Here is a 24,101-nt window from a genome sequence, read left to right as displayed (position 1 = left end):
GCTGTCGGGGGTCAAACGCCGAGGTGGTCGGCCATGCGGCCGATGTACCAGGCCGAGAATTTCTCGACCAGGCCTTCCGTGTAGGGCGAATACGGGCCCGGCTCGTAGGCGCTGCTGGAGGCGCCGCGCTGCGAGAATTCCACCAGCGCGCGGTCTTGGTCGTTGGTGGCGTTCCACACGGCCGTGAGGTTCTTCACCTCGTAGTCGATGCCTTCCTTGGCGTCCTTGTGCACCAGCCACTTGGTGCGCACCAGGGTCTTGCCGGCCGACAGCGGGATCACCGAGAAGGTGACGATATGGTCGGCCATGAAGTGATGCCAGGAGTTCGGCTGGGTCCAGAACGACAGGCCGCCGAGGTCGGCACGCTCGAATTCGCCGAGCAGCTTGCGCGAGGCGGCCTTGGCGTCGAGCGTCTGCGATTCGCCGGCGCGGTCGAGCGGCAGGCGCTGGGTGCGAAAGCCCGTGGTGTCCAGCAGGCGCTCCACCTCCACCGAGGGCAGGCCCAGCTCGCCCCATTGCTGCTCGCGCTCCACGCAGGTGCGCTCGAAGGCGGCCATGCCTTCGGCGGTGGCCGGCGAGGGCTGGTAGCCGAAGCCGTATTCGTAGAGCGAGATGGTCAGCTCGGGATGGTTCGCGACGCAGTGGTAGCACTCGCGATTGTTCTCCATCGTGAGCTTCCAGTTGCCTTCCTCGATGATGTCGATCTGCGCGGCGATCTTGGTGTTCGGCAGGTCGTGCGGCAGCAGGTAGGGCTCCATCGCGGCGCGCAGGTTCTCGAAGTCGGCCGGCGGCTCGTCGGCCAGGCAAACGAACAGCAGGCCGCCCAGGTTCTGCAGGTGCACCGACTTCAGGCTGTGCTTGCAGCGGTCGAACTTCTCGCCCATGTGCTCGGCGAACATCAGCGCGCCGCTCAGGTTGTAGGTCCAGCTGTGATAGGGGCAGACGATATTGCCGACCGAGCCCTTGTCCTCGTTGCAGAGGCGCGCGCCGCGATGCCGGCACACGTTGTGGAAGGCGCGGATTTCCATGTCGTCGTCGCGCACGATCAGGATCGAATCGCTGCCCAGCTCGACGGTCACGTAGTCGCCCGGTTCCGGCACGTCCGGTTCGATCGCGACCTGAATCCAGTGCTTGCGGAAGATCGCCTCCATGTCGAGCTGGAAGATCTCCTCGCTCAGGTAGAACGGGGCTTCCAGGCTGTAACCCGCTTTGCGGCGCTCCACCAGCGCGCGAACGTCTGCCGTTTGATTCATCGTTTGCTCCGGACTCAATCCTTGGTTCTTGCCGACAGGCATGGGTCAGCGATTTCAGTAATCGATCAGTTGATGCTCGCGCAAATACGCCAGGATCACTTGTGCTTTTTCGACCGAACTCCCCTCAATTACGACGTTCCCGCCGCGGCTTTCGGTGGTGGTCGCGGACAGCATCCGAGCATGCCCGGAGCGCTTCTCGGCGGCCGCGAGCTTGACGGGTTTGCGCTCCACCGGGCCGGTGCGCCAGGCCGCCGATTCGGCCGAGGCGGCGGCCGCCACGCGCACCGGCGCGATGCTGCCGGCCTGCTGGCGCGCGAAGGCATAGCGCGGCTGGGCATTGGCCAGCGGATGCACGGCCACCAGCGCCGGCAGGCGCACCGCCACCTTGCGGCGCAGGCCCTTGGGCAGGAATTGACGGATCACCGCCTCGCCGTTCGAGACCTCGATATCGACCGCCGTGCCGGCCAGGCCGACATCGAGCCGCGCAGCGAGCTGGTAAGGCAGCAGGCCGGTGTCGAAGGCGCCTTCGGCGCGCGTGCCGGTCAGCACCAGGTCGTAGCCGGCCAGGCGCTCGGCCAGCGGCGCGACGGCGTCGTCGCCGGGCCCGCATTCGAGCACCTCGAGCTTGCGCGCACCGAGCGCGAGATAGTCGGCCAGCGCCGGATTGGCCGCGTCGCCGGCATGCAGCACGTCGAGCTGGGCGCCGTGTTCGCCGGCCAGCCTGCGGCCCAGCTCCAGCGCCGCGGCGTCGTTGCGGCTGTAGCGCGGCGTGCCGCTGACGGGATGACGGCCCACCGAAACCAGCACGGCGAGCTTCGCGAGTTTGCGCGGGGCGTTCATGCAGCCACTCCTTCCAGGTGCCGGTTGCCGTGTTGCTCGGCCCGGCCGCGTGCCGCGCGCGCGGCATTCACTTGTTCGACCAGGGCGGCGATGGTCGCCTGCGTGTCGGCCACCACGGTCAGGTTGGCGCGCTTGGCGATCGGCGCGCTCGCATCGAGGTTCACGGCGATCACGTGGCGGCAATCCTTGATGCCCTGCAGATGCTGGACCGCGCCCGAGATGCCGAAGGCGATGTAGACGCTGGCCTCGACGGTCTTGCCGGTGGCGCCCACCTGCTTGTCGCGCGTGAAATGGCCGTTGTCGACCGCCACGCGGCTCGCGCCGATCGCGGCGCCGAACACGCCGGCCAGTTGCTCGAACGCGCCGATATCGGTCACGCCGTTGCCGGCCGAGACGATGAAGTCGGCTTCCTCCAGCGCGACCTGGGCCGCGTCGATTTCTTCCAGGCCGAGGTCGCGATAAGCGCCGATGCGATCGGCGCCGAGCGAGAACGGCGCGTCGATGCGTTCGCCGGCGCCCACGAAGGGCAGCTTCGGCTCGACCGCGTTGGGCGCGAGCAGCACCACCTCGGGCAGCGCGCGTGTCGAGAAGGCCCGCTTCGCATCGGCGTAGACGCCAACATGCTTCGCGTCGATCTCGACCACCTGCACGGCCACGCTCGCGCCGAGCGCGGCGGCGTAGCGACGGCCCAGGTCGCCGTCGCCGGTGGCGTTGTCGGGAAGGAATACATGGCGCGGCGCGAGCGCCTCGGCGCAAGCCAGCAGTGCGCGCAGCTCCGCGTCGGGCGCGAAGGCGCGGCGCTCGAAGCCCGGCAGCTCGATCAGGCGATCGGCACCCAGCGCGGCCACCTCGTCCTTCAGTTCCCCGAAGGACAGCAGCACCACCTCGGTGCGCGCGTCGGCCAGCAGCGCCGCGGCGGCCAGCACCTGGCAGCTGTGATCGTCGAGCGAGCCGCGCTCCGGATGCGCCACCACCAGCAGCCGGTGCTCGGCCGCCTCGATCTCGCGCCTCGGCTTGGGCGCGTCCTTGCCATGCCCGTGGCCGGTCCAGAGCGCGACCTTGCCGCCCGCCACGGCGACCTCGCCGAGGGTGATGCGCTTGAGTCCGGCCGGCGTGACCACGAAGGGCCGGCGCGGATCGATACGTTTGATGGTGTTCATCGATTCACTCCAGCGAGGCGGCGACCAGTTCGGCGACATCGAGCACGTCCGGCCGGGGGCCGATCACGCCTTCGAGCATCGCGGTGCAATTCGGGCAGCCCACCGCCACCACCTCGGCGCCGATCGCGCGCGCGTCGGCGATACGGATATCCGGGATCCGCTGCTTGCCGGGGATGTCGGTCAGGGGTGCCCCGCCGCCGCCGCCGCAACAGCGGCCGTGCAGGCCGTTGCGCTCCATCTCCACCACCTGGATGCCGATCGACTTCAGCAGCTTGCGCGGCGCTTCCGTCTCGCCGTTGTAGCGGCCGAGATAGCAGGGATCGTGATAGGTGATGGTCTTTTCGCGCAGCGTCTCGCTGGCCTTCGGCGCGATCTTGCCGGCTTCGGCCAGCTCGGCCACGAAGGCCGTGTGGTGCTTGACGGTGTAGCGGGCGCCGAGCGCGCGATATTCGTTGCGCAGGCTGTGCATCACGTGCGGATCGGCGGTGACGATCTGCTTGAACGACAACGCGTCGAGCGTCGCGATCAGGCGTTTCGCCATCTGCTGGAAGGTGGCCTCGTCGCCGAGCCGGCGCGCGGTGTCGCCGGTATCGGTCTCGGCGCGGCCGAGCACGGCGTAATCCACGCCGGCCTTGTTCAGCACCTTCACCAGGGCGCGCAGCGTGCGCTGGTAGCGCATGTCGAAGGCGCCCTCGCCGGCCACGATCAGCACGTCGACCGGGCGGCCCGGCTGCGCCACCGGCGCCTCCAGGTCGACCGACCAGTCGTAGCGCGCCGCCGTGTCGTAGCCGCCCTGGGTGCCGGTCTCGCGCAGGTTCGCGATCACCTCGGCGCCCTTGCCCGGCACCGTGCCGTGCACCAGGGTCTGGTTGCGGCGCATGTCGACGATCGCGTCCACGTGCTCGATCAGCATCGGGCACTCCTGCACGCAGGCGCGGCAGGTGGTGCAGGACCACAGCGTGTCGGCCTCGATCAGGCCCGAGACGATAGGCCCGTTAGGCTCGCCGCCATGGCGGCCCACCGCGATGCCCGGCGTCGGGCTGCCGGCATAGGCCGCGTCGGTGCCACCCGCCATGCCCGTCACCAGGTCCTGGATCAGCTTCTTCGGGTTCAGCGGCTGGCCCGAGGCGAAGGCCGGGCAGGCCGCCTCGCACTTGCCGCATTGCACGCAGGCGTCGAAGCTCAGCAGCTGGTTCCAGCGGAATTCGACGGGCTTGCCCACGCCGTATTCATGCTTGCCGATGTCGGGCAGCTTGAGCGCCGTCGGCGGCACGGCCGAGCCGTTGCCGGTATAGCTCTCGCGCGTCGCCGCGAAGCGCTCCTGGCGCGGATGGAAGGCCAGGTGCAGCAGGCCGGCGATGGCATGCTTCATGGGGCCGCCGCGCGCCGCGCCGAAGGTCATCGCGAACGCGCCGATCGCGATCAGCACGGCGCAGATCACCGCCACCGCGCCCGACATCGCACCGGCCGGCACGATCGCGTAGAGCGTCAGGCCCAGCGCGAACGAGCCGAGCAGCCAGGGCAGCGTGTTCCAGGGGCCGCGCGAAAGACGCGCCGGCACGTTCCTGGCGGCGCGGCGGCGCCACACGAACACGGCGCCGACCAGCATCGCCAGCGAGGCCAGGAAGATCAGCTTGTCGAGCCAGGGCGAATAGATCGCCAGGCCGTAGTTGACGAACACCAGGCCGAGCGCGGCGATCGCGCCGCCGGCGGTGGCCACGTGGGTCTTGGCGATATACGGGTCGCGCGCCACCACGTGGTGCAGGTCGACGAAATAGCGCTTGGGGATGGTGAACAGGTTGGCGATGCCGAAGGCACCGGGCGCGGTGGCGCGCCCCACGCGCCAGAACGCCGAGCGGCGCGCCACCGCGAACGCGAGCCCCGCCACCGACAGCCACAGCAGCGCGGTAATCAGGAAAGCCGGATTCATCGTCAGAAGTCCTTCACGAGACGCAGCGAGTCATAGATGGCGCCGTGCACGTTGTGCATCGAGATGCAGTCGCCGACACGGAACAGCAGGAAGCGGCCGTTGCCGAGTTCTTCCGACAGGCAGGGCTGCGGCTCGGCCGCGAACAGCGTGTGCGGATCGATCTGGCCGCGGTTCAGCGATTCGGGCTTGAGCTTCCAGTACAGTTCGTCGTTCGGCGAGGAACCGTTCTCGATCACCACCTGGTCGACCGCGCGCTCCTCGAGTTCTTCCGTGTACTCGTTGCGCAGCACCGCGATGGTCTTGCCGTTTTCCTCGTAGACGCGGTCCAGCATGTAATTCGGCGTGTGGATCACGCCATAGGCGTAGAGGCGCCGGTAGAAGATCGGAAAGGTGGTGCCGCCGCAATCGTCGGCCACCTTCACGTCGGGCGTGACGATCTCCACCTGCGAGCCGCGGCTGGCCATGTAGTCGGCCACGCCGGCGCCCGCGTGGGTGCTCACGCCGTCGAACAGCAACACGTTCTTCCCGGGCTCGACCTTGCCGGTCAGGATGTCCCAGGAACTGACGGCACGGCCTTCGGCCACGCCCCAGGCCGGCACTTGCCAGGTGAAGCTGGAGCCGCCGGTGGCCAGCACCACGATGTCGGGCTTCTCGGCCATGATCATCTTCTCGTCGGCGGCCACGCCGAGCCGGCGATCGACGCCCAGGCGCTTGGTCTCCATGTCGAACCAGCGGATGATGCCGGACATCTGCTCGCGTTGCGGCGCCTTGGCCGCGATCATCACCTGCCCGCCCACTTCCGGGTTCTTCTCGAACAGCACCACCTCGTGGCCGCGCAGCTTGGCCACGCGCGCGGCTTCCAGGCCCGCCGGGCCGGCGCCGACCACCACCACCTTGCGCTTCGGCCCGCGCGAGCGCTCGACGATGTGCGGCATGGTCGCTTCGCGCGAGGTGGCCGCGTTCTGGATGCAGAGCACGTCCAGGCCGTTGTACTGGCGGTCGATGCAGTAGTTCGCGCCCACGCACTGCTTGATCTCGTCCTCGCGGCCGTCGCGGATCTTGATCACCATGTGCGGATCGGCGATCTGCGCGCGCGTCATGCCGACCAGGTCGATCATGCCGTTGGCGAGCAGGCGCTCGGCCTGGCCCGCGTCGCGAATGCTCTGCGCGTGCATCACGGGGATCTTCACCACCGACTTGATGCCGGCCGCGAGATGCACGAAGGGCTCCGGCGGCAGCGCCATCGGCGGCATGCAGTTGGCGATGGTGTTGTGGGTGTCGCCGCCCGAACCCACCACGCTGAGGTAGTCGATCAGGCCCGTCTCCGACATCGCCTGGGCGATCTCCTTGAGGCTCTCGTGGTCGAGCCCGTCCTCGTGGAATTCGTCGCCGCACATGCGCAGGCCGACGCAGAAATCCTTGCCCACCGCCTCGCGCACGGCGCTCAGCACCTCGATGCCGAAGCGCAGCCGGTTCTCGAGGCTGCCGCCCCATTCGTCGGTGCGGTGGTTCGAGCGCTGGCTCCAGAACTGGTCGATCAGGTGCTGGTGGGCCGCCGAGATCTCGATGCCGTCCATGCCGGCGGCCTGCACGCGCTTGGCGGCCGCCGCGAAATCGCCGATGATGCGGCGGATTTCCTCGATCTCGATGATCTTCGCGTTGCCGCGGTGCACCGGCTCGCGCACGCCCGAGGGCGACATCAGGTGCGGCCAGTGCTCGCCGTGGAAGGAGGAACGGCGGCCCATGTGGGTGGCCTGGATCATGATCTTCGCGCCGTGCTTGTGCATCGTGTCGGCCAGGCGCGTGAGCGGATCGATCACCTTGTCGGTCGACAGATTGACCGACTTCCACCAGCCTTGCGGGCTGTCGATCGACACGGGGCTGGAGCCGCCGCAGATCGCCAGGCCCACGCCACCCTTCGCCTTCTCTTCGTAGTAGCGGATGTAGCGGTCGCCCGGCAGGCCGCCCGGCTCCGCGTACACCTCGGCGTGCGCGGTGCTGACGATGCGATTGCGCAAGGTCAGCTGGTTGAGCGTCATGGGCTTGAACAGGTTCGGATAACGCATTGGGGGCGACCTCTGGCGGGCTCAGTCAGGCGTATGGGTATGAAGGTGGATCAGGCGGCGAGCGGCGAGACTTCGAACACGCAATGGCCGTGATGGTCGGCATGCTCGCCGGCGCAATGCGCCTCGGTCGAGAAGGCGCGCGGCGCGCCCTTGCCTTCCGGCGTGGTGTCGTTGACCCAGTCCATCGCGCCGGCGAACCAGCCCGCGAACATGTAGCAGAGCTTGCCGATCTTCTCGGGCTGCTGCAGCACGAAGGAGGAATGGCGCAGCTCGATGCGGGCGCGCGCGCTGGCCGGATCGGCCTCGATGATCTTGAACAGGCCCCAGCCGCGCTGCGAGAGGCGGTTCAGGTAGTGCTCGAACACCGCCATGCCGCTCAGGCCGTGCAGTGCCGCTTCCTTGTCGCACCAGTGGTAGGCGGACTTGTAGCCGGCCTTGTAGAGGATCTCGGCATAGGCGTCCTGGCCCAGCGCGTCCTCCACGGCCACGTGGTTGTTGGTGAAGAAGTGGCGCGGCACGTACAGCATCGGCAGCGCGTCGGTGGTCCAGACGCCGGTGTTGGGATCGACGTCGATCGGCAGTTGCGGTTGCATCGTTGACTCCAGGAATGGCTTGCGGCGCCCGTCGCCGGGCGCGAGTTCCCCCGCGCGCCGTCGCTGCACGAGCGGGCGCATGGCGGTATCGATCAATGAAAGGGTTTTCCGGTCCGGGCTCAGGCGCCCCACACGTCCTTGAACACGCGCACCCAGTTCTCGCCCATGATCTTGCGGATGCGCGACTCCTTCCAGCCGGCGCGTTCCATCGCGGCGGTCAGGTTCGGGAATTCGCCGATGGTGCGGATGCCTTCCGGGTTCACGACCTTGCCGAAGTTGGTCAGGCGGCGGTAGCGGCCCTTGTCGTGGGTGAGCATGTCGAAGAATTCGGTGCTGTAGCCCTGCGTGAAATCGGTGCCGATGCCCACCGTGTCCTCGCCGATCAGGTTCACCACGTAGTCGATCGCCTCGATGTAGTCGTCGATGGTGGCGTCGATGCCGCGCTTGAGGAACGGGGCGAACATGGTCACGCCGACGAAGCCGCCGGCGTCGGCGATCTCGCGCAGTTGCTCGTCGCTCTTGTTGCGCGGGTGTTCCTTGAGGCCCGAGGGCAGGCAGTGCGAATAGGTGACCGGCTTCTTCGAGAAGGCGATCGCTTCCGAGGAGGTGTTGCCGCCCACGTGCGAGAGGTCGACCATGATGCCGACCCGGTTCATCTCGGTGATCACCTCGCGGCCGAAATCCGACAGGCCGCCGTCGCGTTCGTAGCAGCCGGTGCCCACCAGGTTCTGGGTGTTGTAGCAGAGCTGCACCACGCGCACGCCCATGTCGGCGAAGGCTTCGATGTAGGACAGGTTGTCCTCGAAGGCGTGGGCGTTCTGGAAGCCCAGGATCACACCGGTCCTGCCTTCGCGCTTGGCGCGGGCGATGTCCTCGGTGGTGCGCACCAGGGTGAGCAGTTCGCTGTTCTCGCGGATCTGCTGCTTCATCGTGCCGATGTTGTCGACCGTCTTGATGAAGCTGTCCCACACCGACACCGTGCAGTTGGCGGCCGTCACGCCACCCTTGTGCATATCCTCGAAGACCGACCGATCGAACTTCGAAATGTTCAGGCCATCGATGATGATGCTGTCCTGGTGCAGCGTGCTCATGGGGTTCTCCAGATTGTCGCGTAGTGGGGGCGATCGGTCGGTGGATCGGGCGGCTGGCGTTTTCCCTGAGAGGCCCGTCCTGCAAGGCTTCAGGGCGGGTTTCGGGAGCGGCTGCCGACGGCTCTATTCTTGTCGTTCGGATTTTTTGCCGATTGATGAATTCAGACGCTTTCTTTGCCTTTTCCGACATGCGCGTCCGTTTTGTACAAGTCGGCCCGCAATCGCCCGCCCGTCCGTCGTTCGCGGGCAGATGGCGGGTCGTCTCCAGGCGGATGGGCGGGCTACGGGTCTACCCTAGCCGGGCGGCACCGGCGCGGTGCCGAATGCGCGCCGGAAGGATCGGCGCGGTGCAGAGGCTCCCCGCCGCGGTGCGCCGCAGCATGAGGCGCGAAGCCCCGACGTACGGTGCGATCAGGGTTTAGCCGTATGGCATGCTTGTTGCGCGGGATTCCACAATAGCCGAGCCGTGTTCCCCGGCGCGCCGATTCCCGATTCAAGGAACGCTCCCCATGTCCCCCGACCGCACCGCGTCGTTATCCCACTTCGCGTTCGTTCCGCTGCCGAACTTCACGATGATCGCCTTCACCAACGCGATCGAAGTGCTGAGGATGGCCAACTACCTCAGCGGCCAGCCGCTCTATCGCTGGTCGGTGGTCTCGCCTGGCGGCGGCCCGGTCACGGCCAGCAACGGCCTGAGCGTGGACACCACGCCCGCCGAATGCGTCGGCCAGCCCGACGTGGTGTTCGTCTGCGGCGGCGTGGACGTGCAGCGCGCCACCACCGCCGAGCACCTGGCCACGCTGCGCCGCTTCGCGCGTGCGGGCGTGGCGCTCGGCAGCCTGTGCACGGGCACCTACGCGCTCGCCAAGGCGGGCCTGCTGGCCGGTTACGCCTGCGCGATCCACTGGGAGAACATGTCGGCGCTGAAGGAGGAATTCCCCGACACGCGCTTCCTCAAGGAACTGTTCGTGATCGATCGCGACCGCATCACCTGCACGGGCGGCGTGGCGCCGCTCGACATGATGCTGAACCTGATCGCGCCGCGCGTGGGCACCGCGCGCGTCACCCAGATCGCCGAGCAGTTCATCGTCGAGCACGTGCGCGATACCAGCGCCCAGCAGCGCATGCCGCTGGTGGCGCGGCTCGGTTCCGCGAATAAGTCGCTGTTCGAGGTGATCGCGCTGATGGAGAACAATATCGAGGAGCCGCTCTCGCGCGAGGAACTGGCGCGGCTCGCGAACATGTCGCAACGCCAGTTGCAGCGCCTGTTCCGCGAGCACCTGGGCATGACGCCCACCCACTACTACCTGACGCTGCGCCTGCGTCGCGCGCGCGAACTGCTGCTGCAGACCGACATGTCGATCATGCACATTACAATGGCATGCGGTTTCCAGTCGGCCTGCCACTTCAGCAAGAGCTATCGCGACGCCTTCGGCACCGCGCCCACGCGCGAGCGCCGCAAGCAGGTGGCACCGCTGGCGCAACCGATGCTGCCGATCGGCGCATCGCAACCGGTGCTCGCGCTGCACGCCTGACGTCCCCGCCCCGGGCGGACACGGGCTGCCGCCCGGCGCCTCCGCCCCCGGGACGCACGTGCAAGACCCAGCCGCGCTGGCGAGCGCCTATCTCGCCTACCTGAACGACCCGCACGGCGACGCGGGGCTGGCGCTCGCGCGCCGGCTGCGCGAGGCCGGCCATGCCGCCGCCGCGATCGAGCAGGTCGGGCGCTGCGCGGCCGCCGCCGAGACGCCCTTCGCGCTCGCGCTGGCGGGCGTGGAAATGAACTATCTCGGCCGCTTCGCCGAGGCCGAGGCGCTGCTCACGCGCGCCGAGGCCGGCCTGGCCGGCGACCCGAACCTCTACATCGTCCGCTTCGAGCAGACCATCGCCCGCTACGGCCAGGGCCGTTATCGCGATGCGCACCGGCTCTACCGGGAACTGCGCGACGCCACGCATCGGCAAGTCATCGTCGAGACGCTCTACCCCGGCCATCGAGGCAGCTTCGAATGGGCCGAACGCAAGTTCCTCGGCCATCACGATTCCGTGGCCGGCAAGCGCGTGCTGGTGATGATGGAAGGCGGCGCGGGCGACCTGTTCATGCATTCGCGCTACCTCGCGTGCCTGAAGCAGGAAGGCGCCGCATCGATCGACGTGCAGGTCCCCGAGGTGGCGCGCGGCGTGCTGCGCAGCGACGGCCTGGTGCGCGAGTCGGGCCCGCACATCGGCTCGCTGGCCGAGGATTGCGATTGCGTGACCTGGCTGTTCAGCCTGTTCGCGCGCTACCAGACCACGCCCTACCAGCCACGCTTCGACCAGCCCTATCTCGAGGCGCCGCCGGCAGCCGCGCTGCCCGAAGCCGTGCGCGCCGCGCTGGACGCGCCGAACCAGGCGCGCATCGGGCTGGTCTGGCGCAGCAATTCCGGCGTGCGTCACGAGCCTTATCGCTCGATCGCGCTCGACGCCCTGGCGCCGCTGCTGGCGCAGCCCGGCTGCCGCTTCTATTCGTTGCAGGTGGGCGAGCCCAGCGAGGCGGAGCGCGTCGCGATCGCCCGGCACGGCATCGTCGATCTCGCGCCGGCGCTGCGCAGCTTCGCCGACACGGCCGCCGTGCTGGACCGGCTCGACCTGCTGGTCTCGATCGACACCGGCGCGGCGCACCTGGCCGGCGCGTTGGGGCGCCCGGTCTGGCTGCTGCTCTCCCAGGCAGGCGACAGCCGCTGGCTGAACCACGTCGACTACACGCCCTGGTATCCCACCATGCGGCTGTTCCGCCAGTCGACGCTGGGCGACTGGCAAGCGCCGGTCGCGGCGGCGGCCGAGGCGCTCGGTGCACGCGAGTTCGTGGGCTGAGCGGCGGCTGCGTCTTTCCAACCCGTTGCACGCGCAACAAACAAAACGGCCCGCGCCGAGGCGCGGGCCGTTTCCAGTCGACTACCCGCGGATTCAGGCCGCGATCAGCCCATGCGGGTCGATCACGAACTTGCGCGGCGCGCCGCCATCGAACTTGCGATAGCCTTCCGGCGCCTGGTCGAGCGAGATCACCGTGACGTTGACGATCTCGGCGATCGGCAGGCGGTCGAACAGGATTGCCTGCATCAGGTTGCGGTTGTACTTCAGCACCGGCGTCTGGCCCGTGTGGAAGGTATGCGACTTGGCCCAGCCCAGGCCGAAGCGGATGCTCAGGCTGCCGTGCTTGGCGGCGGCGTCCTTCGCGCCCGGATCGTCCGTCACGTAGAGGCCCGGAATGCCGATCGCGCCGGCCGGCCGCGTGATCTCCATCAGCGAGTTCAGCACCGTGGCGGGGGCCTCCTCGGCATGGCCGGACGAACCGTGGCCGTGCGCCTCGAAGCCCACGCAGTCCACCGCGCAATCGATCTCGGGGCGGCCGACGATCGCCGCGATCTGCTCGCCGAGCGGCGTGTCCTTGGACAGGTCGACGGTTTCGAAACCGACCTTGCGCGCGTGCGCGAGACGCTCGGCGTTCATGTCGCCGACGATCGTCACCGCCGCGCCGAGCAGGCGCGCCGAGGCGGCCGCCGCCATCCCCACCGGGCCCGCGCCGGCGATATAGACGGTCGAGCCCGGCTTCACGCCGGCCGTGACGGCGCCGTGATAGCCGGTGGGCAGGATGTCGGACAGGCAGGTCAGGTCGCGGATCTTCGCCATCGCCTGGTCGCGATCCGGGAACTTGATCAGGTTGAAGTCGGCATAGGGCACCAACACGTATTCGGCCTGGCCGCCGATCCAGCCGCCCATGTCGACATAACCATAGGCGCCGCCGGCGCGCGCCGGATTGACGTTCAGGCACACGCCCGTGCTCTGTTCGCGGCACATCGGGCAGCGCCCGCAGGCCACGTTGAACGGCACCGTGACGATGTCCCCGATCTTGAGCGTCTCCACGTCGCCGCCCAGCTCGATCACCTCGCCGGTGATCTCGTGGCCGAGCACCAGGCCGACCGGCGCCGTGGTCCGGCCGCGCACCATGTGCTGGTCGGAGCCGCAGATGTTCGTGCTGACCACCTTCAGGATCACGCCATGGCCGATCTTGCGACCGCTCGGATCGACCATCCGCGGATAGTCGATCTTCTGCACCTCGACCTGGCCCGGGCCCTGATACACGACTCCTCGATTGCTGCTCATCGCTTCGTCTCCTGTCTGTCTGGCTGGGTGCTGCGCGTCGCCCGGCGCGGCCGCGCGCGGGTCGGGCAGCAAGCCCACAGAGGGTAGTCCGCGGGCCGGGGCGCACGGCGTGCAAAACCCGACACGCGGTTGACCGTGGCCGACATCGGCAATGCGAGGGATTGCCGTGGATTGCGCAATGCACGCGGCTTTTGTTGCGCTGCGATGTGAGCGCCGCCGGGACGCGGAAGCGGGATTTCGCGGGCCGCTTGACCGCATCGCGGCAACGCGCCATGATCGCGAAACGGATCGGCACGAGGTGCTGCATCCGCTCCCGCCTCGCCTCATTCGCGGCCTTTCGCGCCACGGACTCACCTCTCGCCCGGTTCCACCCTCCCGGCCTTTCGCGCCGGCGTTTCCCCCTTCGTTCCGCTTCACGGCTCCTTTCCGGCCGATGTTCCCCATTCGTTTCTTGTCTTCGGGAGGCTCCCTTGCCCGCTTCGACTATCTCGCGGCGCGCTCACGCCGAACGCGCCTTGCTGCTCGTGCTGTCGCTGTCGGTGTTCTTCATCGGCGCCGGTGAATTCATGCTCTCGACGATGCTCGCGCCGCTCGGTGCCGCCTTCCGTGCCGATACGACACGCGTCGCCTGGCTGGTCTCAGCCTATGCGCTGGCCTATGCAATCGCCGCGCCCCTGCTCGGCAGGCTCGCCGATCGGGTCGCGCGCGGTCGTTTGCTGTGTCTTGCCCTGCTCGCGTTCGCGATCGATGGGCTGGGCGTCGCTTTCTCGCCCACGCTCGGCGTGGCGATCGGCTTGCGCGTGTTTGGCGGCCTGGCTTCGGCCATCATCATTCCGGGCGCGTTCGCAATGGTCGCCGAACGGGTAGCGCGAGCGCGCCACGCCTCGGCAATGGGTGCTGTCATGCTGGGTATGACGCTCGGCATCGTGCTCGGGCCGGCGTTGGCAGGCTTGCTCACCGCCTGGGCCGGCTGGCGCGCGCCGTTCGTGGCGAATTCGACGGGCTGCCTCGTCGTGCTCCTGCTCGGCGCGCGTCACCTGCCGAACGACCACGCGCCGCGCGCATTTCCCGGTTCGAGTAGCTGGCGCTGGCTGCAGGTGGCGTCCATCACACGGCCGCTGCTGGCAAAAGGGCTCTGGAACGGCACCGCCGTGTCCGCCTTTCTGCTATCCGGGGAAGTATTGCGACAGCGCCATGGTTTCGACGTCGCGCGGCTCGGACTGAGCATGAGCGTGTTCGGCATCGGGCTCGGCATCGGCAACCTGGCGGCCGGGCGGCTGCGTGAGCTGGCCGGCGGCGAGGAACGCGCGTTGAGGACGATGGTGATCGTGCTGCTCGTCTCGGTGCTGGCCTTTCACGCGTGGCCGCTGCCCTTGGCAGCGGCGCTGGCCTGCCTCGCGGCCTGGGGTGCCGCGCTCGGTGCCGGCGCGCCGCTGGCCACCACGGTGCTGGCCGAGCGCTCATCCGGCGACAAGGGCACGGTGCTAGCCAGCGCCGAAACGCTCAACAACTTGGTGATCCTGGCGCTGGTGCCGCTGGCCTCGCTGCTTTCGGCGCGAGGCCACGCGATGCTGGCAACGGCCCTGTTCGCCGCCGGAATCGGTGCTGGCGCCACGTTGACCTGGCACGACGCGCTCGCCGCACGATAAACGTGCGAAGGCCGCGCCTTCCTCGCGGAAGGCGCGGCCCGTCAGGCCAGGCTCGGGTACTCAGGCGCTCACAGCCCCAGCGCCGAGATGAAGCGGTTCGTGAAGCCCAGCGTGCCGGCCTGGCCGTAGCTGTTGCAGGTCGGCGACGCCCAGCTTTGCGTGCAGTCGTTGTCGCGGTCGAAGGACCAGAAGTGCACGCCGGCCAGGCCGTTCTGCTGCGCGAAGCTCGACACCGTGGCGACGTCGGCCAGGGTGAAGGTCTCGCCCTGCGTATCGTTGCCGCCGATCATCGGGGTCAGCTCGATCTGGTTGTACGGCACGCCCCAGTAGTTGTGCAGGCTGTTGGCCGCGGCCACCGCCGACTTGCCCATGTCGCACTGGCCGCTGCCGTTGAGCGTGCAGTTGCTGGCGTTCGCGCTGCCGTAGTCCATCGTCATCAGGTTGATGGTGTAGTTCTGCAGGCCGGCGGCCTTGATCGCGTTCATCACCACCACGCCCGTGTCGCCCAGGCTCTGCGCGGCGTTGCCGCCCAGCGTGGCGAGCGTGAAGCTGAAGCGCAGGTTCGGGTACTTAGGCTGGGCGGCCTTCACGCGCTGCACCAGGGCGTTGATCACGGCCTGGCTCTGGCCGGCCTCGATATCGAAATCGATGCCCTTCAGGTTGGCCGAGTTATAGGTGTTGATGAACTTGGTGAAATTCGCGTCCGAGCCGCAGCTGAACGAACCGGCCGCGCCGCCCGTCGAGATGATGTAGTTGCGGCCCGCGTTGACCATGTTCTGCACATTGGCCGCGGCCACCTGCGAGCCCGTCAGCCCGGACCAGCTCTCGCTGCCGCACTCGCCGGTGGCGAACGACCAGGTCAGCGTCTTCAGCTTGGCCGGCAGCACGCTCAGGACCGGCTGCAGCGAACCGGTCACCGCCGTCGAGATGACGTTGGTGTTCCAGTTCAGGTTGATCGTGATGTCCTTGTAGGCACTGAAAATGAAATTCGAGGGCAGCGCCGCCGCGGCCGCCGTGTTCGCCGCCGCCTGCACCGAGGGCGTCGCCTGCGCCTTCAGCAGGCTCGCGCCGCCGGCGCCGTCGTCTCCGCCACATGCCGCCAGCACGAGACTGGAAAGCCCGATCACCAGACCATTTATCATTTTTGCGTTCAAAATCATCTCCTGAGGGTAATGGAAAATTTATCCATCTTTAATCGGCCAGACACTTTCAACCACAAGGCACTACATGCAAAATCAGGCCGGCGATTTTCATTTTGATATTGACCGGCGAATTGATCGAAACGGAATCCATTGCACGGACCGGCCGCAGCGAACGGCACCGTTGCAATATCCGGAATTGAAAGAAGCGCCGAGAATTCATGTCCAGCATGGTTTTCCATGCCTTCAATGAACAGGCTCGATTGGCGGATCGGGCTTCCTGGGCCGTTGCCGCGCGCGAAACTTACCGGAATCAAGGATAGTATTTTTCCTCGAAAATACACCTGTTTACTTTGATAGGTAAATGGAAAATTTTCGAATCGATGGATTTTACCAAACTTTTAAGTAGTTACATCAATGTGATATTCGATAATCCGCCATGCCGATTTTATTTGAATTGGCACGGCCAATATCCGCGGAAAATCGCGGCGATCGGAAGGATCGACCGGACAGCATCCGGCCGCGCCCGGGCCGTTATACTTGCCGGACCTTGCTGCTTCGACTCCGCATTGCCCGTCCAGGACAGAACGACGATGCCCGGCTCCAGGAAAACCAGCCTGATCGCGCCCGCCATGGCGCCCAAGCGCGTCGAGGCTCGGGAATCCCCGCCCGCGCCCGGCCTCGCGCCGCAGGCCGAGCATCTGGTCGCGATGGGCGAGTTCCACTACGCAGCGGCCGCCGGCAGCCCCTTGCAGCGGCGCGCGACGAACGCGGCGGCCGGCCCCGATTCCGCCGGGCCGTCCACGGCGGCCGGGCCGGCAAGCCGGAACGCGCCGGCCAACCGCACCGGCCTGCCCGATCGGCTGAAGGCCGGCATCGAATCGCTGTCCGGCTACAGCCTCGACAAGGTCAAGGTCAGCTACAACTCGTCCCGGCCGGCGCAACTGATGGCGCATGCCTATGCGCGGGGCCACGAGATTCACATCGCGCCGGGCAAGCAGGCGCACCTGCCGCACGAGGCCTGGCACCTCGTGCAACAGGCGCAAGGCCGCGTCGCGACCACCACGCAGGCGGCCGGGCTGCCCGTCAATGACGACGCCGCCCTCGAACGCGAGGCCGACGTGATGGGCCGCAAGGCCGCCGGCCTGACGCCCGATCGCGCGGCCGGCACGCCGGCCACGCTCGCGCCGCTCCCCGCCGCCGCGAGCCCCGCTGCCGCCGGCCCTGCCCAACTGGGCAAGTTCAATGACGAGGAACGCAAGCGCCTGTTCGAGAAGCTGGCGAAGTCGCGCCTCAGAAACCAGTTCAAGAAGGCTCGCCCGAAGGGCCGGCGACGCATCATCAAGAAGCAGGCCAAGTTCAACTACGGCTACAAGGAAGCGGACCTCGCGCGCCTGCTCGGGGGCGACCCCGACGCCGGCCAGGCCCTGATCCCGTACAACCCGCAACTCAATCCCGACATCAACCCCGCCTATTCGCAGATCGACCTGGGCGACACGCGGGGTTATTACCGGCGCGGATTCGGCGGCCAACCGTTCCTCTATCTCGACTCGTCCGCGTATTCGGACAAGCAGATCCCCAGCAACTACGACGACGTCATCGCGCACTTCAAGGGCCAGGATGCCGAGGTGGCATTCGACATCCTGAGCGCGATCGAATCGGGCGAAACCAGCGGCAAGGACCGCCAGAGCCAGGCCAGATCGCTGTTCCTGCTGCTCACGCAATTCATCGAGCCGCACAGCACGCGCGTGCCCGGCGCCGACAAGCTCGCGCGCGCGCTGTTGCGGCGCATCGCGCTGGGACAACTGACGTTCCAGCAGGCCTTCAATCGCAAGAACGGCCTGTTCGTGTCGGCCTGGGCGACCAAGGGCGGCGCCCCGAAGGGCGGCCAGGTGGCGGGCCGCGCGCTGTTCGGCTTCAGCAAGGACGCCGACCGCTACGACCTGGAAAGCCTCGAGGACTACCTCGGCGATTCGCTGGTGGACGAGCTGCTCGAGACCGTCGACGGTTACTACAGCGACGAAAGCGACACCGAGGACGACGGAGACGATTTCGTCGACCCCGACGCCGACCTCGGCACCGACCCGCGCAACGTTTCTCTGGAGAGGATCAACACGGCGCTCGAGACGCTGGGGCTGTCGGCCCGCGTCCACAACCGCGACCAGGTGGTGCTGTTGCCGAGCATCGAGAAGCTGATCAAGGACGAGGGCCGCAAGCTGCTGCGGCTGCACCATCCCGACAAAGGGGGCACGCAGGACGCGTTCGACCAGATCTGGAACGCCCGCCAGTTGCTGCTCGACGTGATCGCCGAGTTCGCGAAAAAAGGCTTTATCGACATCAACCAGCGCAACCTTGATATCCATCTGAACGACGAGGGCTTGGCGCCGCAACCGGTGGCCGGCGACGGCAACTGCTTCTACGCGGCGGTGCTGGACCAGATCCATTACCTGGACGGCATCGCGGCGGACCCGGCGGTGCTGCGGCAGCGCGTGGCGCAGCTGATCCTCGACAACGCCGCCTACTTCCAGGTATTCACCACCGGCGAGCAGTTGAACCGGATCGTCGACGACATCCTGACCAGCCGCAGCTGGCGCAATATCGGCGGGGATTTCGCCCCGCAACTGATAGCGACCGTCCTGCAGCGGCGGGTGCGGATCATCCAGCCGTCGGGGCCCCTCGTGATCGACCCGATCGGCGGGCTGACCCTCGACGACACCAACACCTTCGTCACCGGCAACCGGCAGATCAACCTGGCCTACGACGGCCAAACGCACTACGACTCGACGCGCAACACGCGGCAGCAATTGCAGGACGGATGAAGGGCCGCCCGGCTTGATGATTGGTGTCAGCGGCTCTTGTTGGCCCGGATCACCGCGTCCGCCGCCGCGTCGGCCTCGGCCGCCACGCTGTCGTGCACGCGCGTGCTCTGCCCCGGCAAGGGCGATTCGTTGTCGAGCAGGTGCCCGCCGCGCTCATGCGTGTCGACCGTCACCTGCATCGACAAGCCGATGCGCAGCGGATGCGCCGCCAGGTCAGCCGGCTCGATCGAAATCACCACCGGCACGCGCTGCACCACCTTGATCCAGTTGCCGGCCGCATTCTGCGAGGGCAGCATCGAGAAGGCGCTGCCGGTGCCGGCCGAGAAACCCTCCACATGGCCGCGATACACCACCTTCGAGCCATAGATGTCCGACACGATGCTGACGGGCTGCCCGGCGCGCATGTTGCGGATCTGCCCTTCCTTGAAATTGGCCTCGATCCACAGCGCCTTCAACTGGATCAGCGACAGCAGCGGCACGCCGGGCCCGACCTGCTGGCCGACCTGCACCGCGCGCTGGCCGACCGTGCCGTCCACCGGCGCGACGATGGTGGCGCGCTTCAGGTTGCGCCAGGCCAGCTTGAACTGCGCGGCGGCCTGCACCACCGAGGGGTTGTCCTCCACCGCGAGCCGGCTGCCGAGCACGCGCGCCGATTCGAGCTGCGCCTGGGCGGCGGCCAGTTGCGCCTGCGCGCCGACCATCTGCGCGCGGGCACGCGCCAGCTCCTCGGGCGAGACCACCTCGACGCTGGCATGCGCGCGCGCCTCGTAGGCGCGTCGCGCCACCTCCAGGTCGGCCTGGCGCGCGCTCACCGCATCGGCATACATCGCGTTGGACACGCCCGCGTTGGCCGCCTGCCGCACCGCCTGCGCGAGCTGTGCCCTGGCCTGCGCCAGCGATACCGCCGCCTCGGCATCGTCGAGCCGCACCAGCGTCTGCCCCGCGCTCACGCGCTGCGTGTCGCTGACCAGCACGTCGATCACGGTGCCCGGCACCTGCGCGGCGACCTGCACGATATTGCCGGCCACGTAGGCATCGTCGGTCTCCTCGCGGTAACGCCCGCTGAGGAACCAGTAGATCGCGGCGGCGATCGCCAGGATCGCCACCAGGCCGAAGAACAGCGCGAAGTGACGGCGCCGCGCCGCGCGCTTCGCCTCGAGCCGGCCTGCATCCTGCGTTGCGCCGGTGGCTTCGCGGCGCGCCTTGTTGTTGTCGTCGTGCATGCGGTCAGTCGAAGTGCGAATCGGTGAGTCGGTCGTGAGCGGGGAAAGCAAGCTCGTAATGCGCGATCGCGGGCGCGGCCAGCTTCGTGACGTCGAAGCCGCCGCCCAGCGCATCGATCAGCCCGACGCGCAAGGCGCGCCGCTCGGCCATCAGGTCGATCAACTGGGTGCGCTCGTCCACCAGGGTCAGCCGCGCATTGTTGACGTCCTTCTCCATGCCGAAGCCGCGGCGGTGCCGCTCGTCCGCGATGTCGACGATCTTCTGCGCGGCGTCCACCGAGTGCTGCTGCTCGGCGAGCAAGGTATCGACGGTGCGCAGCTGGGTCAACTGGCGGGCCACCTGGCCGAGCGCCTCGTCGACGGTCTTGTTGTAGAGCGCGATGCTGAGGTCGGCATTGGCCACGTCGCCGGCCAGCTTCGCCTTCAGCCGGCCGCGATCGAAGATCGGCAGGGTCACGGCCGGCCCGATCGAGCCGCCGAAGGCGCGGCCCTTCAAGAGGCCGGCCGGCGTCAGCGCGAACAGCCCGCCGATCGCCGAGAGATTCAGGTTCGGGTAGAAATCGGCCTTGGCGCCGTCGACGGCCGAGAACGCGGCCTGCACGCGCAGCCGCGCGGCGACGATGTCGGGCCGCCGGCCCAGCAGGTCCACCGGCAGTTGCGCCGGCAAGGGCGCATCGACCAGGTCGCCCGGATGCGGGCGCTTCAACGCGAGCCCGCGCTCGGGGCCCTTGCCCGTCATCACGCCGATCTGCACCTGGGCCAGCTGGATCTGCTCGTCGACCTGCGCGAGCTGCTTGATCAGACGCCCACGCTTGATGGCGGCGTCGTTCGCGTCGTAGGCGTTGTCGATGCCGCGCGCCGCGCGCTCGCGCAGCACCGCGTCGATCTGGTCGCTGGCGCGGCGCTTCTCCTGCAACAGGTCGCGCTGCGCATAGGCCTGGTCGAGCTGGCAATACAGCGTGACCAGCGCCACCGCGAGCGTGAGCCGCGCCTGCTCGGCGTCGACGCGCGCGGCATCGCGGTTCGACAGCAGCCCGCGCGTGGCGGCCGCGTTGCGCCCCCAGAGATCGATCTGGTAGTTGAAGCCGGCATACAGCGACGAGGACGAGATGCCGGGGTCGCTGAACAGGTCCACCGGCACGTTCACGCCGCCGGCGCGCACGTTGGCCACGCCGTCGCTGCGCGGCACGCGCGCCTTGGTGACCGAGCCGCCGGCCGTGCCGACCAGCCCCGTCATCGAGTCGTATTGCTGCAACTGCGCCTGGGCGATCGCGATGCGCGCCTTGGCGGCCTGCAGGTTCGGGCTGTTCTCGTAGGCTTCGGCCACCAGCTGGTCGAGCTGCGCGTCGCCGAGCTGCCTGACCCAATCGGGCGCGGGCCACGCACCCGCCGGCTGCCCGGCGGTGCCGCTCGTGGCCAGGCCGGCCAGCGCATTCGCGCCGGGCACGCGTGGCTGCACGGTGGTCTTGAAGCCGGACGGCACGCAGCCGGCCAGCGCGAGAATCGCCGCGAGCACGCCGCCCGCGAGTGCCGGACGCGCCGGCAGGAAGCTCCGCTTCATCCGTGGCGCACCCTCTCGCCAAGTCGCGCGGCCCAGCCCGGGCGCGCCTCGTCGAGCGAACCCAGGCGCCCGAACAGGCCATCGGCGATGCCGAACCAGATGCCCTTGAGCTTGGCGCCCTTGTCGTCCTCGCAGAGCACGATCTGCACCACCTGCCACAAGGTCAGCAGGTTCGGCGCGATCGCCACCGGGAAACGCATGCCGTATTGCATGCCGAGCTGCACGGCATTGCGCGCGCTGTAGTAGCGGCGATACCAGGGATGGTTCATGGCCGAGATCTCGAACGGGCCGAAGCGATGGCGGCGCTTGTTGCCGATCCGATGCGGCAGCACCAGCGAGGGCACCACGTAGACGGGCACGTCGCGCGCCAGCGCGCGAAAGCAGTATTCGGTATCGACGTGGTCGATGAACAGCGCTTCGTCGAAGCGGCCGAGGCGCGCGTAGGCCTCGCGCGAGATCACGCTGCCCGAGGAAATCAGGAAGGCGCAGCGCTGCGCCGGCGTGTCGGCACGCATCGCCAGGCGCCGCACGGTCACGCCGTTGGTGGCGAGCTCGGGCAGGTAGCGCTGCTCGTTCTCGTCGAAGATGCGCGGACCGGCCAGGAAGGCGCGCGCGCCGAAACCGGCGCAGACCTCGCGCATGGTGGAGAAGAAGCGCGGCGGCACGCTCGAGTCCTGGTCGAACAGCGCCACGGCATCCATGCCGCGCGCGTAGAGGGCGGCAAGCCCGGCGTTGTAGGCGCCGGCGATGCCGCCGCGGTTGCCGTGCGCGATCAGCTCGATGCCCTCGCGCAAGGCCAGCACGCGCGCGGCGGGATCGCCGCCGGGCGTGTTGTCGACCACCACCAGCGCATCGCAGTCGCGGGCCAGTTCGCCGATCCGCGCGAGCTGCGCCGCGCTCGGATGGTAGAGGATGATCAATGCCCCGAGTGTCATGGTGTTCCCCGTATCGTTGGCGAGCGGCCCGGCGCTGGCGGTCATGGCGCGGCTCCCCTCAATGTCCGATCGTCATCGCGGCGCCGCGCCTGGGGCGCGTCATCCACATCAGGCAGGCCAGCAGCAGGCAGGTCATGCTGGCCATGAAGTACATGTCGCTGGTGGCCATCATGTAGGCCTGCTTCTGCACCACGTTGCTGATCGACAGCAGCTCGCGCGTGCCGCTGATGCCGCTGGCATGCAGGGCGTCGATGTAGCGCTGGGTGTTGCCGTCGGATTTGCGCACCGCCTGCGAGACCACGTCGTAATGGAAGGTCGCGCGGTTCTCCCACAGCGTCACGCTCATCGCCGTGCCGAACGCGGCCGACAGCGTGCGCAGGAAGTTCGACAGGCTGGAGGCGGCCGCCAGCTTGTCGTCCGGGATGCGCGACAGGGTGGCCGCCGTGAGCGGCACGAAGAAGCACGGCAGGCCCATGCCCTGGATCAACCCGGGCGTGATGACCTGCAGGAAGGTCATGTTCAGCGTGAAGAAATGCGCGTTGTGCCATTGCACGCAGGCGAACACCAGGAAGCCGAAGCTGGCCAGCACGCGCGCGTCGAAGCGGCTCGAATAGAGGCCCACCAGGATCGAGAACAACAGCGCCAGCACCCCGAGCGGCGAGGCGGCCAGCCCCGAATGGAAGGCGTTGTAGCCCATCACGGTCTGCAGCCAGAGCGGGAACACCACGCCCACCACCGAGAACACCATCATCCCCAGCGAGATGATCAGCACGCAGAACGAGAAGGTGCGATCGCGGAACAGGCTCAGGTCCACCACCGGGTGGGCCTCGCCGCGCTCCCAGATCAGCAGCGAGACGATAGACAGCGCGGCCACCACGGCCAGCGTGCGGATCAGCGTCGAATCGAACCAGCCGCGATCGTGGCCGAGGTCGAGCATGGCCTGCAGCGCGCCCACGCCGATCACCAGCAGGGCGATGCCGACCACGTCGATCGGGCCGGCGCGGCCGTCGTCGCGGGCGGGCTTGAGCAGCGAGACGCAGACCGTAAACGAGAACAGCCCGACCGGCAGGTTGATCAGGAAGATCCACGGCCAGGAGTAATTGCTGACGATCCAGCCGCCCACCACCGGGCCGAGGATCGGCGCGAGCAGCACCGTCATCGCCCATAGCGCCAGCGCGAGCGTGCGCTTGTCCTGCGGGAAGGCGCGCATCAGGATGGTCTGCGAGAGCGGCACCATCGGCCCGGAGAACAGCCCCTGCATCGCGCGGCAGACCACCAGCACGTTCAGGTCGCTGGCCATGCCGCACAGCAGGGAGGTCAGCGTGAACAGCACGATCGAGGTGACGAACAGGCGCCGCTCGCCGAAGCGGCGCGCCAGCCACCCCGTCAGCGGCACCGCGATCGCGGCCGCCACCGAGTAGGAGCTGATCACCCAGGTGCCCTGGCTGTTCGACACGCCCAGGCTGCCCGAGATCGAGGGCACGGCCACGTTGGTGACGGTCGAGTCGAGCACCTCGATGAAGGTGGCCAGCGACAGCGCGAAGGTCAGCAGCGCCAGGCGCGCGCCGCGCATGGGCTGCTCGGCCTCGCCGGACATGCCGCCGTGCCAGACCGGCCCGACCGTGTGGATCACGTGCCGCGCCGGCAGATGGTAGGCACCGGTGAGCTTGGCGTCGCCGGTCGCGCAGCCGCCCAGGCTCCG

Annotated in this window: 18 protein-coding genes; 4 read left to right on the top strand and 14 right to left on the bottom strand. The window is 68.2% G+C overall.

The window, feature by feature from the left end:
- Positions 1-11: 11 nt before the first annotated feature.
- The 7 genes from F3J10_RS02750 to F3J10_RS02720 form a co-directional block, all read right to left on the bottom strand.
- A complete protein-coding gene (locus tag F3J10_RS02750; RefSeq protein WP_025099098.1) occupies positions 12-1,253 on the bottom strand; it encodes an aromatic ring-hydroxylating dioxygenase subunit alpha in 1,242 nt (413 codons plus the stop codon).
- 54 nt (positions 1,254-1,307) lie between these two features.
- Positions 1,308-2,093, bottom strand: a complete 786-nt coding sequence (locus F3J10_RS02745; RefSeq protein ID WP_167240900.1) for an electron transfer flavoprotein subunit beta/FixA family protein — start codon at positions 2,091-2,093, stop codon at positions 1,308-1,310.
- A complete protein-coding gene (locus F3J10_RS02740; protein WP_167240897.1) occupies positions 2,090-3,253 on the bottom strand; it encodes an electron transfer flavoprotein subunit alpha/FixB family protein in 1,164 nt (387 codons plus the stop codon). The genes F3J10_RS02745 and F3J10_RS02740 overlap by 4 nt, the downstream gene beginning before the upstream one ends.
- A gap of 4 nt (positions 3,254-3,257) precedes the next feature.
- Positions 3,258-5,183, bottom strand: coding sequence for a (Fe-S)-binding protein (locus tag F3J10_RS02735; protein ID WP_167240895.1), 1,926 nt, complete (start codon positions 5,181-5,183; stop codon positions 3,258-3,260).
- A gap of 2 nt (positions 5,184-5,185) precedes the next feature.
- A complete protein-coding gene (locus F3J10_RS02730; protein ID WP_166911438.1) occupies positions 5,186-7,249 on the bottom strand; it encodes an NADH:flavin oxidoreductase in 2,064 nt (687 codons plus the stop codon).
- Between the two features lie 50 nt (positions 7,250-7,299).
- Complete coding sequence (locus tag F3J10_RS02725; protein WP_025099093.1) at positions 7,300-7,842, bottom strand: DUF5943 domain-containing protein; 543 nt, start codon at positions 7,840-7,842, stop codon at positions 7,300-7,302.
- Positions 7,843-7,961: 119 nt separating this feature from the next.
- A complete protein-coding gene (locus F3J10_RS02720) occupies positions 7,962-8,933 on the bottom strand; it encodes a dipeptidase (RefSeq protein ID WP_025099092.1) in 972 nt (323 codons plus the stop codon).
- 509 nt (positions 8,934-9,442) lie between these two features.
- Between F3J10_RS02720 and F3J10_RS02715 the strand changes: the two genes are divergently transcribed.
- Both F3J10_RS02715 and F3J10_RS02710 read left to right on the top strand, forming a co-directional pair.
- Positions 9,443-10,468, top strand: a complete 1,026-nt coding sequence (locus F3J10_RS02715; RefSeq protein WP_025099091.1) for a GlxA family transcriptional regulator — start codon at positions 9,443-9,445, stop codon at positions 10,466-10,468.
- A 58-nt stretch (positions 10,469-10,526) separates the two neighbouring features.
- Entirely contained in the window at positions 10,527-11,783 is a 1,257-nt protein-coding gene (locus F3J10_RS02710) for a glycosyltransferase family 9 protein (RefSeq protein WP_167240893.1), read from the top strand.
- 93 nt (positions 11,784-11,876) lie between these two features.
- Here the strand turns inward: F3J10_RS02710 and fdhA are convergent, their stop codons facing one another.
- Complete coding sequence (fdhA, locus tag F3J10_RS02705; RefSeq protein WP_025099089.1) at positions 11,877-13,073, bottom strand: formaldehyde dehydrogenase, glutathione-independent; 1,197 nt, start codon at positions 13,071-13,073, stop codon at positions 11,877-11,879.
- 524 nt (positions 13,074-13,597) lie between these two features.
- Between fdhA and F3J10_RS02700 the strand changes: the two genes are divergently transcribed.
- Positions 13,598-14,722: an MFS transporter gene (locus F3J10_RS02700; protein WP_345791185.1), complete on the top strand. Its 1,125-nt coding sequence runs from the start codon at positions 13,598-13,600 to the stop codon at positions 14,720-14,722.
- A gap of 68 nt (positions 14,723-14,790) precedes the next feature.
- On the opposite strand, the gene F3J10_RS02695 is transcribed toward F3J10_RS02700, so the two are convergent.
- Positions 14,791-15,864 (bottom strand): glycosyl hydrolase family 18 protein, encoded by a 1,074-nt coding sequence (locus tag F3J10_RS02695; protein WP_226285043.1) that lies wholly within the window; start codon positions 15,862-15,864, stop codon positions 14,791-14,793.
- Positions 15,865-15,878: 14 nt separating this feature from the next.
- Positions 15,879-16,178 carry a hypothetical protein gene (locus tag F3J10_RS02690; protein WP_167240889.1) on the bottom strand — a complete coding sequence of 100 codons (300 nt, stop codon included), beginning with the start codon at positions 16,176-16,178 and terminating at the stop codon, positions 15,879-15,881.
- Between the two features lie 66 nt (positions 16,179-16,244).
- On the opposite strand from F3J10_RS02690, the gene F3J10_RS02685 reads away from it, so the two are divergent.
- Entirely contained in the window at positions 16,245-18,680 is a 2,436-nt protein-coding gene (locus F3J10_RS02685) for a DUF4157 domain-containing protein (RefSeq protein WP_240155334.1), read from the top strand.
- Positions 18,681-18,706: 26 nt separating this feature from the next.
- On the opposite strand, the gene F3J10_RS02680 is transcribed toward F3J10_RS02685, so the two are convergent.
- From F3J10_RS02680 to F3J10_RS02665, 4 genes are all read right to left on the bottom strand, one after another.
- Positions 18,707-19,903 (bottom strand): HlyD family efflux transporter periplasmic adaptor subunit, encoded by a 1,197-nt coding sequence (locus tag F3J10_RS02680; protein WP_166911431.1) that lies wholly within the window; start codon positions 19,901-19,903, stop codon positions 18,707-18,709.
- 4 nt (positions 19,904-19,907) lie between these two features.
- Positions 19,908-21,464 (bottom strand): efflux transporter outer membrane subunit, encoded by a 1,557-nt coding sequence (locus F3J10_RS02675; protein ID WP_166911429.1) that lies wholly within the window; start codon positions 21,462-21,464, stop codon positions 19,908-19,910.
- Positions 21,461-22,399, bottom strand: a complete 939-nt coding sequence (locus tag F3J10_RS02670; protein WP_167240999.1) for a glycosyltransferase family 2 protein — start codon at positions 22,397-22,399, stop codon at positions 21,461-21,463. Before F3J10_RS02670 ends, F3J10_RS02675 begins: the two co-directional genes overlap by 4 nt.
- A 58-nt stretch (positions 22,400-22,457) precedes the next feature.
- The coding region (locus F3J10_RS02665; RefSeq protein ID WP_240155332.1) for a DHA2 family efflux MFS transporter permease subunit at positions 22,458-24,101 on the bottom strand (1,644 nt) is incomplete at its 5' end.

This window comes from Burkholderia sp. Cy-637, from assembly GCF_011753175.1.
Taxonomy (GTDB): domain Bacteria; phylum Pseudomonadota; class Gammaproteobacteria; order Burkholderiales; family Burkholderiaceae; genus Burkholderia; species Burkholderia gladioli.
Note: the sequence above shows the minus strand (reverse complement) of the source record. Positions and strands in the feature narration are given on the sequence as shown.

What these genes read in the sequence shown, in the direction of transcription:
- F3J10_RS02750 (WP_025099098.1), bottom strand. Translation starts at nt 1,253, where the DNA reads ATGAATCAAACGGCAGACGTTCGCGCGCTGGTGGAGCGCCGCAAAGCG.
- F3J10_RS02745 (WP_167240900.1), bottom strand. Translation starts at nt 2,093, where the DNA reads ATGAACGCCCCGCGCAAACTCGCGAAGCTCGCCGTGCTGGTTTCGGTG.
- F3J10_RS02740 (WP_167240897.1), bottom strand. Translation starts at nt 3,253, where the DNA reads ATGAACACCATCAAACGTATCGATCCGCGCCGGCCCTTCGTGGTCACG.
- F3J10_RS02735 (WP_167240895.1), bottom strand. Translation starts at nt 5,183, where the DNA reads ATGAATCCGGCTTTCCTGATTACCGCGCTGCTGTGGCTGTCGGTGGCG.
- F3J10_RS02730 (WP_166911438.1), bottom strand. Translation starts at nt 7,249, where the DNA reads ATGCGTTATCCGAACCTGTTCAAGCCCATGACGCTCAACCAGCTGACC.
- F3J10_RS02725 (WP_025099093.1), bottom strand. Translation starts at nt 7,842, where the DNA reads ATGCAACCGCAACTGCCGATCGACGTCGATCCCAACACCGGCGTCTGG.
- F3J10_RS02720 (WP_025099092.1), bottom strand. Translation starts at nt 8,933, where the DNA reads ATGAGCACGCTGCACCAGGACAGCATCATCATCGATGGCCTGAACATT.
- F3J10_RS02715 (WP_025099091.1), top strand. Translation starts at nt 9,443, where the DNA reads ATGTCCCCCGACCGCACCGCGTCGTTATCCCACTTCGCGTTCGTTCCG.
- fdhA (WP_025099089.1), bottom strand. Translation starts at nt 13,073, where the DNA reads ATGAGCAGCAATCGAGGAGTCGTGTATCAGGGCCCGGGCCAGGTCGAG.
- F3J10_RS02695 (WP_226285043.1), bottom strand. Translation starts at nt 15,864, where the DNA reads ATGATAAATGGTCTGGTGATCGGGCTTTCCAGTCTCGTGCTGGCGGCA.
- F3J10_RS02685 (WP_240155334.1), top strand. Translation starts at nt 16,245, where the DNA reads ATGGATTTTACCAAACTTTTAAGTAGTTACATCAATGTGATATTCGAT.
- F3J10_RS02680 (WP_166911431.1), bottom strand. Translation starts at nt 19,903, where the DNA reads ATGCACGACGACAACAACAAGGCGCGCCGCGAAGCCACCGGCGCAACG.
- F3J10_RS02675 (WP_166911429.1), bottom strand. Translation starts at nt 21,464, where the DNA reads ATGAAGCGGAGCTTCCTGCCGGCGCGTCCGGCACTCGCGGGCGGCGTG.
- F3J10_RS02670 (WP_167240999.1), bottom strand. Translation starts at nt 22,399, where the DNA reads ATGACACTCGGGGCATTGATCATCCTCTACCATCCGAGCGCGGCGCAG.